The 8,181-nt window shown below is 63.6% G+C and carries 3 protein-coding genes and 2 pseudogenes; 2 read left to right on the forward strand and 3 right to left on the reverse strand.

The features are described 5' to 3' along the window. Positions 1-69: 69 nt before the first annotated feature. Both Y703_RS0111500 and betT read right to left on the reverse strand, forming a co-directional pair. Positions 70-1,557, reverse strand: coding sequence for an aldehyde dehydrogenase family protein (locus Y703_RS0111500; protein WP_026552812.1), 1,488 nt, complete (start codon positions 1,555-1,557; stop codon positions 70-72). After that, entirely contained in the window at positions 1,554-3,683 is a 2,130-nt protein-coding gene (betT, locus tag Y703_RS0111505) for a choline BCCT transporter BetT (RefSeq protein WP_026552813.1), read from the reverse strand. Before betT ends, Y703_RS0111500 begins: the two co-directional genes overlap by 4 nt. Positions 3,684-3,891: 208 nt before the next feature. Between betT and Y703_RS19545 the strand changes: the two are divergent. Beyond that, positions 3,892-4,885: pseudogene (locus Y703_RS19545) on the forward strand (aldo/keto reductase). A 147-nt stretch (positions 4,886-5,032) separates the two neighbouring features. Continuing rightward, positions 5,033-7,630 (forward strand): ATP-dependent chaperone ClpB, encoded by a 2,598-nt coding sequence (clpB, locus tag Y703_RS0111515; protein WP_026552814.1) that lies wholly within the window; start codon positions 5,033-5,035, stop codon positions 7,628-7,630. On the opposite strand, the pseudogene Y703_RS20940 reads toward clpB, so the two are convergent. Further along, positions 7,627-8,181 (reverse strand): annotated as a pseudogene (locus Y703_RS20940) (septum formation family protein); the annotation flags it as partial. The gene clpB and the pseudogene Y703_RS20940 sit on opposite strands and share 4 nt — an antisense overlap.

The following is an 8,181-nucleotide window of genomic DNA, read 5'->3' on the forward strand; positions in this document are numbered from 1 at the left end:
CGGCTCCGGCGGAACCGCCGCCCACCACTATGTAGTCGAAGTCGGTCTTCTCGAAGTGGTCAGTCACCGTCACTGCTCCTCTTTGTGGTCCGCAAACCAGCCGGTGACCTGCGGATCGATGTTGTGGTAAATGTGCTTGGCTTCCTGGTATTCGGACAGGCCGGTGGGCCCCAGTTCACGGCCCACTCCAGACTGGCCGAAGCCGCCCCACTCGGCCTGCGGCAGGTAGGGATGGAAGTCGTTGATCCAGATGGTGCCATGGCGCAGCCGCCTGGCGATCCGCTGGGACTTCCCGGCGTCCTGGCTCCAGACCGCCCCGGCGAGACCGTAGTGGGTGTCGTTGCCGATCGCCACAGCCTCGTCTTCCCCGTTGAACGTCTCAACGGTGACCACTGGGCCGAAAGCTTCGTCGACGACCACTGACATGCCGCGTTCCACCTGGTCGAGCACTGTGGGCGCGTAGTAGAAGCCCTTCTCCAAATCTCCGGTGCCCCACGTGCCGCCGCAGCGCAGCCGGGCGCCTTCGGCGACCCCCTTGTCGACGTAACTGGTGACCTTGTCGCGGTGCGCGGCTGAGATCAGCGGCCCGGTCTCAGCGCCCTGGTCGAATGGACCGCCGAGACGGATCAGTTGCGCGCGCCGTACCAGTTCATCGACAAAGCGTTCAGCGATGGGTTCCTCGACGATCAGGCGGGCGCCTGCCGAACAGACCTGGCCGGAATGCACAAATGCGGCGTTCAGTGCGTTGTCGAGTGCAGCATCAAAGTCGGCATCGGCAAAGACAACGTTGGGGTTCTTCCCGCCGAGTTCGAGGGCTACTTTTTTCACTGTGGCCGATGCTGCGGCAGCGATTCTCTTGCCGGTCTCGAGTCCACCGGTGAAGGAGACCAAGTCGACGTCGGCGTGCTCCGAAAGCGGCGCCCCGACGGTAGCCCCGGCGCCGAGCACCAGGTTCGCCACACCCTGGGGCAGCCCCAGCTCTTCGAACACGTCCATCATGAGCATGCAGGTGTGGGGTGTGAGTTCGCTGGGCTTCAGGACGAAGGTGCAGCCAGCGGCCAGTGCTGGTGCGATCTTCCAGGCGGACTGCAGCAACGGATAGTTCCAGGGTGAGATCAGGGCGCAGACGCCCACTGGCTCATATTCGATCCGGCTGACCACTGATGCATCTCCCGGGTCCACCAACCGGCCCTGGTTCTGGCCGGCGAGCTTGCCGAAGTAGGTGAAGCAACCAATGATGTCGTCCATGTCGATTTCACTCTCGACCAGTCGCTTGCCGGTGTCCATGGTTTCAGCACGGGCAAATTCTGCTTTGCGTTCCTTCAGCCGGGCAGCCACCTTCAACAGGAAATCACCGCGCTCCGGGGCGGGAACGGCTGCCCATTCCCCGCGGTCGAAGGCCGAGCGCGCGGCAGCGATCGCCGCGGCGGCGTCGTCGGCTGTCCCCTCCGAAACCGTGCCCACCAGGGTGCCGTCAGCCGGGCAATGGATCTGCCGGGTGCCGCCGTCCGACGCCGGGACCCAGATGCCATCAATGAATAGTGTCGCGGTAGTCATGAGCGCTCCTCGGGCTTGGTGAAGTCGGCTTCCCAGTTGTCGGAAGCCAGGTGGTCTTCAGCGATCGCTGTGTTGCCGGGCGATGCACGGTTGCTGTGAAGGAATTCCAGATGTGTCTCATAGTGATCGAGCACATCAGTGATGACCTGCTCCTTGGTGTACCCCAGGAGGTCGTATCCATTGCTCCCCTCGAGGGAAAAGACCTCCATGCGGTAGTACTTGTCAGTGGTCGAAGCGCTCTTGAGCGCGTAGGACGGAGTGTCGTACTGCACCGGATAAACCTGGTATTTGAACGCGCGTTCGCTGCCCAGACTGACGGTCAGGTCCACGTGGCCAACTCCGCCCGGGCCAGCGTTGCCGGGGGTCAGTGCGACGTCGGCACCCTGTGCAGCGAGTTCGTCGTGAACTTCCTGCAGCGCGGGATAGGCAACCTCGTCAATGAACTTCTGGGCCTGCCTGCGGCCCGGATAGGTCAGGACGTGGGCCAGCCGCTGGCGCCAACTGCGTCCGCCGCGTGCTTCGCTGCCGGACCTGCTGGAGATGATCCCCGGCAGCGACGTCCGGTAACTATCCATCCGTGAGCTCTCCACCTTCAGCGCCTTATACAGCCCGTACATGATGAACAGCAGCAGAATCGAGAGCGGTAGCCCCATCACTACTGTGGCGTTCTGGAGCGTAAGAACTCCATCGACCGAGAGCATCGCCAGGGTCAACGCACCGGTGACCAATGCCCAGAACACCCGGAGCCATTTGGGTCCGTCGGAGTTGGCGTCCTTGAGGTGGGAGGTGAAGTTGGCCATCACCAGGGCACCGGAGTCCGCTGACGTCACGTAGAACAGGAGGCCGGTGAAGGTGGCGATAGCAATGATCAGAGGCGCCATTGGATATTGTTCCAGCAGTCCGTAGAACGCACGTTCCGGCTGGTTCATCCCCACCTCGCCGAATTCGGTGTTGCCGGACATCACAATGTCCAGTGCACTGTTGCCGAAGATCGAGATCCACAGCAGGATGAACGTGAAGGGGACGATCATGACGCCCAGAACGAACTGACGGATGGTGCGGCCCCGTGAGATCCGTGCGAGGAAGAGCCCAACGAAGGGTGCCCAGGCGATCCACCAGGCCCAGAAGAACAGGGTCCAGCCGCTGAGCCAGGCGTCGGGGCGGTCATAAGCAAAGGTGTCCATGGTCATGCCGGGGAACTGACTGAGCACGTCGCCGGTGTTCTGAATGATCCCGTCCAACAGGAAGCTGGTCTTACCGGAGATCAGGATGAAAAGCATCAGTGAGGCGGCCAGGAGGACGTTGAGCTCGGACAGTCGCCGGATACCCTTCTCGACACCCGAAACCGTCGAAGCAACTGCCATCAGCACAGCTACGGTGATGAGGCCTATTTGGACCGCCAGGTTTTCCGGCAGACCGAACATCAGGGTCAGTCCGTAGTTCAGCTGCACGACGCCGATGCCGAGGGAGGTAGCGATGCCGAAGATGGTGCCGAGGAGGGCCGCGATATCCACTGTGTGACCCAGCGGTCCCTCCACCTTCCTGCCGAAGATGGGGTACAGCGCGCTGCGGATGCTCAGGGGCAGGTTATGCCGGTAGGCAAAGAACCCGAGGGCCAGACCCATCAGTGCGTAAAGCGCCCACCCGGTGATGCCGTAGTGGAACAGGGTCCAGACGAGCGCCTGCTGGGCGGCTTCGACGGTTTCCCCCGACCCCTGCGGCGGGGCCAGATACTGGGTGAGGGGTTCGGCCACTGAGAAGAACATCAGATCGATGCCAATACCGGCGGCGAATAGCATTGCCGCCCAGGTGAACATGCTGAACTGGGGTTTGGAGTGGTCCGGCCCTAGCCTGATCTTCCCAACCCGGGTCAGTGCAGCAACCAGGACGAAGACGACCACGAGGGTGGCGACCAGAAAGTAGTACCAGCCCATGTTCACAGATACCCAGGTCACCAGGGTACCGATCACCGCTCCGGCGTTGTCGGGGGCAATAATGGCCCACGCCGTAATCGCCAGAATCCCGACGGCGGACCCAATGAAGACAGTCTTGTTGACTCTGGTTTGTGGCTCCGGACTGTCCTCGCCGGGGGAGTCCGGGCGAGTTTTGATCGTTTGACTCATCATCTGCCTAACCGTTGATTGACGCCGCGTCGGTGTACAACTGAACAGTGCAGGTTCGTGCGAGGGTAAGGGTGCGACGGGCCTGTTAACGCTACCAACCTGGTATTCTCCCCCCAAGTCGTGGTACTAAAACTACCAGCGGATCAGCGATTCGTGGCCGATCTGCAGCCAACTCTTGATTCACGCAGCTGCAGGGCTAAGGGTGGCGACTATGACTCTTTCCCGGATTGAACTTGCTGCAGGGCTTACCGTCAGCGCGCAGGGTTTTGGCGGCATGGCCCTGACCGACGTCTACGGTGGTCTGGATGAGCAGCAGGCGTTAGCGACCCTTCACCACGCGGTGGACGCCGGGGTGACCTTCATCGACACCGCCGATGTCTACGGCGGAGGCAGCAATGCTGATTTCCCAGCTGATCCGACACCGGCGCGGCGAGGTAGAGCTCGCTACCAAGTTTGGGATCCAGGGAAGTCCTGCCCAGGGCTATTCCGGAATCCGCGGCGACGCTGCCTATGTGCGGTCTGCCGCGGAGGCGAGCCTGGGCCGGCTCGGAATTGATGTCATCGATCTTTACTACCTGCACCGGCGCGACACCCGCGTCCCCATCGAGGAGACGGTAGGAGCCATGGCCGAGCTGGTCACAGCGGGCAAGGTGCGCCACCTCGGTCTGTCCGAGGTCACCGCCGCTGAACTTCAGGCAGCGCACGCCGTCCATCCGATTACGGCGGTGCAGAGCGAATGGTCGATTTGGAGCCGGGATGTGGAGGCGCTGGTCGTGCCGATGGCAGCCCAGCTGGGCGTGGGATTTGTCCCCTATTCACCGCTGGGGCGAGGTTTTCTGACCGGCATGGTTCAGGCGGACACACTGGGCGACGGCGACTTCCGCCACCGGGTACCGCGGTTCGGCGCTGACGCCATGACCGCCAACGCGGTAGTGGTGGAAGCGGTCCAGGCGGTTGCTGCTGATACGGGTGCCACGGCAGCGCAGGTTGCGCTCGCCTGGCTCGCCGCGCAGGGCCGCCGGTTTGCGCTGCCAGCGGTCCCCATCCCCGGCACTCGCAAACCCGAGCGCATCGACGAGAACGCCGGTGCTGCTGCACTGTCTCTCTCCGAGGCTCAGCTCGACGTGCTCGACGGTGCGGCCGCCCTCGTCGTCGGTGATCGGAGCGCCGATCCGAAGTGGGTTTCGCAGGGAAGAGAGGCTTAATCCCCTACCCGTCGGAGAGCAGGAGTGCTCTACTGGGGCCGGTGCAGGGAATCGTATGCTGTCAGCGAACCAGCTGCGGCCGTGCGCCGAACCTAAGTTGAGCGAGGTAGACTCAACTTAGGTAATTGCTGCTTGAAAGGTTGAGTTATGGACGCCAAGTTCACCACCAAAAGTCAGGAAGCGCTGTCCGCCGCAGCCATGAATGCCTCGACCGCGGGCAACCCCCAGGTTGAACCATCGCACCTGCTGAAGGCGTTGATGGACCAGCGCGACGGCGTTGCGGTAGCCCTGATCAAAGCTACGGGCGCTGACCCCGAGGCGGTCAGCACCCGGGCCAGTGCGGCGATCAAGTCCCTGCCGTCGTCGTCGGGCACTTCGACAGCACAGGCCCAATTTTCCCGCGACACGCTGCATGCCATCAAGGCCGCGCAACAGGAAGCCGAAACGCTGGGGGACAGCTTCATTTCCACCGAGCACCTCCTCCTCGGCGTGGCGGCGAGCGTCGGTGCAACGGGAACCATCCTGCGCGGTGCTGGAGCGTCACGGGAGGCGCTTGCGGCCGCGCTGCCGGGCATCCGAGGCGACCGGCGGGTGACCACCCCTGACCCGGAGACCACGTTCCAGGCCCTGGAGAAGTTCGGCGTGGATCTGACCGAGATCGCCCGGTCGGGCAAGCTCGATCCAGTGATCGGCCGGGATAGCGAGATCCGCCGGGTGATCCAGGTGCTGTCCCGCCGCACCAAGAACAATCCGGTCCTCATTGGTGAACCGGGGGTGGGAAAGACAGCTGTGGTCGAGGGTCTGGCCCAGCGGATCGTCGCCGGGGACGTACCCGAGTCGCTGCGGGACAAAACGCTGATCAGTCTGGACCTGGGGTCGATGATCGCCGGTGCCAAATACCGGGGTGAGTTTGAGGAACGCCTGAAGGCGGTCCTCGAGGAAATCAAGGCCGCCAACGGTCAGGTAGTGACCTTCATTGATGAGCTCCATACGGTGGTGGGTGCAGGCGCCTCCGAGGGGTCGATGGACGCTGGCAACATGCTCAAACCGATGCTGGCGCGCGGCGAGCTCCGCCTCATTGGTGCCACCACCCTTGATGAGTACCGCAAGAACGTCGAAAAGGACGCCGCCCTGGAACGACGTTTTCAGCAGGTCTACGTCGGTGAACCCAGTGTTGAGGACACCATCGGCATCCTCCGTGGCCTCAAGGAGCGCTACGAGGCGCACCACAAGGTGACCATCGCCGACTCCGCCCTGGTGGCAGCGGCAACCCTGTCCAACCGGTATATCACCGGACGACGCCTCCCGGACAAGGCGATCGACCTGGTGGATGAGGCCGCCTCCCGGCTGCGGATGGAGATCGACTCGGCGCCCGAGGAAATCGATCAGCTGCGGCGATCGGTCGATCGGCTGACCATGGAGGAGTTGGCGCTCGCGGGGGAGAGCGATGACGCCTCCCGGGACCGGCTGCACGCCCTGCGCGCTGACATGGCCGATCAGAAAGAACAACTCGCTGCGCTCAACGCACGCTGGGAGGCGGAGAAGGCTGGCCTCAACCGGACGGGTGACCTCAAGGCCACCCTTGAGGATCTGCGCTCGCAGGCCGAGCGCGCCCAGCGCGACGGCGATCTGGAGCATGCCTCCCGGCTGCTCTACGGTGAGATTCCTTCAGTGCAGCGGGAGCTCGATGCGGAGCAGGCGGCCGAACCCGAGAACATGCCCCTGCCCATGGTCGCCGAGGATGTCACGGCCGTCGACATTGCTGAGGTGATCTCCGCCTGGACCGGCATTCCTGCCGGGCGCATGCTGCAGGGCGAGAGCCAGAAGCTCCTGCAGATGGAACAGGTCATCGGCTCCCGGCTGATCGGGCAGTCCAAGGCGGTAGCAACGGTCTCGGATGCGGTGCGTCGCGCCCGCGCCGGGATCTCCGACCCCGACCGGCCCACCGGCTCGTTCCTCTTCCTCGGGCCTACCGGGGTGGGGAAGACCGAGCTCGCTAAGGCCCTCGCTGATTTCCTGTTCGACGACGAGCATGCGATGGTACGAATCGACATGTCCGAATACTCCGAGAAGCACTCGGTCTCCCGCTTGGTCGGCGCGCCTCCCGGCTACGTCGGCTATGAGGAAGGCGGGCAGCTCACTGAGGCGGTGCGTCGTCGTCCCTACAGTGTGTTGCTGCTCGACGAAGTGGAAAAGGCGCACCCCGAGGTCTTCGACATCCTGTTGCAGGTGCTTGACGACGGCCGCCTCACCGATGGGCAGGGCCGCACAGTAGACTTCCGCAACGTCATCCTCGTATTGACGTCCAACCTCGGATCCCAGTTCCTGGTTGATCCAGCCATGTCGGATTCGGCGAAACGCGATGCTGTGATGGCTGTGGTGAACTCGAGTTTCAAGCCCGAGTTCCTGAACCGGCTCGACGACGTCGTCCTCTTTGACGCGCTGAACCTGGCAGAGCTCTCCCGTATCGTCGACCTGCAGGTGCAGTCGCTCGCCTCCCGACTGAACGAGCGACGGCTTGTCCTGTCAGTCACTGACGCAGCACGCGGGTGGCTGGCCCTCACGGGCTTTGACCCCGCCTACGGGGCGCGGCCACTACGCCGCCTGGTGCAGCGCGAGATTGGCGACCGTCTGGCGCGAGGCATTCTGGCGGGAACCATCAACGATGGGGACACGGTCTTGGTGGATCGTGCCAGCGACGCCGATGGTCTCAGCGTGGCAGCGGCGGCCTTGGAGAACGGCTAGTTGTTGATGAGGGTCTCGCTAATTACATTGCCCTCATCGCTGGTGACCAGGCAGTCCACCCGGCGGTCACCGTCCGACCAGGCTCCTTGCCGTGGGGTGACGCGGAGCAGCTCGAGGTTCTCGTAACTTGCGGCGGCCCCCTCGTCGAGATTGACTCCGTCGCACACCTCCTGCGCACGGAGTGCCAGGGCATCGTCGCCGGGGAATTCGTCGTCGTCGGCGTAGAACTCGGTGGCGAGCAGCTGGGCGTTGTGAGGAGTTGAACAGGTCACCACTGTCGATGCGCTGTTGATGTCAACGAAGTCCCTGAGGCACTGGCCCTCCTCAATGTCGAGGGGCAGGACGTTCTCGGCGATGATGCCATCGGCTCCCGGCGTGCCATTGCTGACCGGTTCCGACTCCGGCGACGACGTCAGGCCGCCGATCAGCGCGACCAGGCCCCAAATAAGTAGGCCCAAGGCCAGCAACCCCAGCAGTGCGCCGCCGATGAGGAGGCCAGTGGAGCGCTGACCCTTCCCGGCCGCGTGACGCTCGTCGCGGCGTCGGGTACC

This window comes from Arthrobacter sp. H20 (genome assembly GCF_000520515.1).
In the GTDB taxonomy this organism is placed as follows: Bacteria; Actinomycetota; Actinomycetes; order Actinomycetales; family Micrococcaceae; genus Arthrobacter_D.